The sequence below is a fragment of the Isoptericola sp. NPDC056134 genome (assembly GCF_042264825.1).
GTDB lineage: Bacteria > Actinomycetota > Actinomycetes > Actinomycetales > Cellulomonadaceae > Isoptericola > Isoptericola nanjingensis.
In genome coordinates, this window is the sequence record NZ_JBHJVM010000090.1 from 1 (window position 1) to 1,143 (window position 1,143).

The 1,143-nt window shown below is 66.1% G+C and carries 1 protein-coding gene; it reads right to left on the bottom strand.

Annotated elements, in window-relative coordinates:
• Positions 1–1,031 (bottom strand): hypothetical protein (locus tag ACFCZN_RS21485; RefSeq protein WP_430558117.1); only part of this gene is annotated, 1,031 nt, incomplete at its 3' end.
• Positions 1,032–1,143 lie beyond the last annotated feature (112 nt).

Here is a 1,143-nt window from a genome sequence, read left to right on the forward strand (position 1 = left end):
CCCCACGGCTCGTAACGCCACCGATCCTCCCACGAGAGTCCCACACCGCTGTAGAACTCTCTCGCCTCCGAGAAGCACCGCTCCATGAAGGCGTCGTCGGAGATGGCGCTCTCACCTGGCTCGGACAGGAGGATCTGCACGGACGGTGTCCTCTCCCTCCCCAGCGCGAAGCTCTTCTTCCGTCCTTTGTGCTCGAGCTCGACGATCGTCTCGTACGGGTCGTCGTCGGACTCCTCGAAGCCCATGTACTGAGCCGCGCGAATCTTGCGGTCCCGGATCATCTCCCAGATCTTCCGCGGGAAGTGCTGCTGGCCCTTCGGAGGTTGAAGGACATGGCGAACAGTCCCCACCACGTCGGGGGTGATCTCGTCGGCGATGTCGTGCGGGACCGCATAGGCGACGGTCCTCACGGCTCGCACCTCATTGAGCTCTGCCTCCGCTAGCCACGCCTTGCTCTCCACGATCGTGTCGACCGGCACGTACGAGTCGGGGATCGCCGCGAAGATGCTGTCTCGGAGGAGGCGCACGAACGCTCGCCCTCCGCCGGCGGAACCGGCTACCTGCTCGAGGTACACCAGAGCGGTGCCGCCACCGGGTGGCGCGATCACCATCGCTCGGGACGCCACCGTCGATGCCTGGCGTGTTGTGCGTGTGTGCGCGACTGTGTGGTCGGTGGTGTTGATCGTGTTGCCGGTATCCCCGTAGTAGCCGGACTCGAGGTGCACGAGCACACCGCAGCCCGCAGGTACCGAGTCGATGATCCGGGCGTACACCTGCTTGTCATCGTCGCGGAGTGTGTTGGGATCGTGGCTACTGACGAGCGCGTGCACGTGGACGGGCAACGTGCGTCCACGGATGTCGGGTAGGACGTCGACCTGTCGCTTCTCGGGTCGGATCTTCAGCGTCTGGGCAGTCAGGGTTCTACGTGGCATGGCTCCCGCCAGTGGGTTGGACCTGCCCGCAACGTAGCGCCGTGAGAGGCCCGCCACGACGACCTCGGCCCCGACGCGCAGAACTTCACCCCCTGCCACCCCGGGCGATTCGAGGGATCCACCCCTGCTAACCGGTTGCTACGCGCAGCGATTGCGGCGATGCGCGGCATGCTCGCGACGCCGCGCCGAGACTGCGCGAACCGCGGAATCC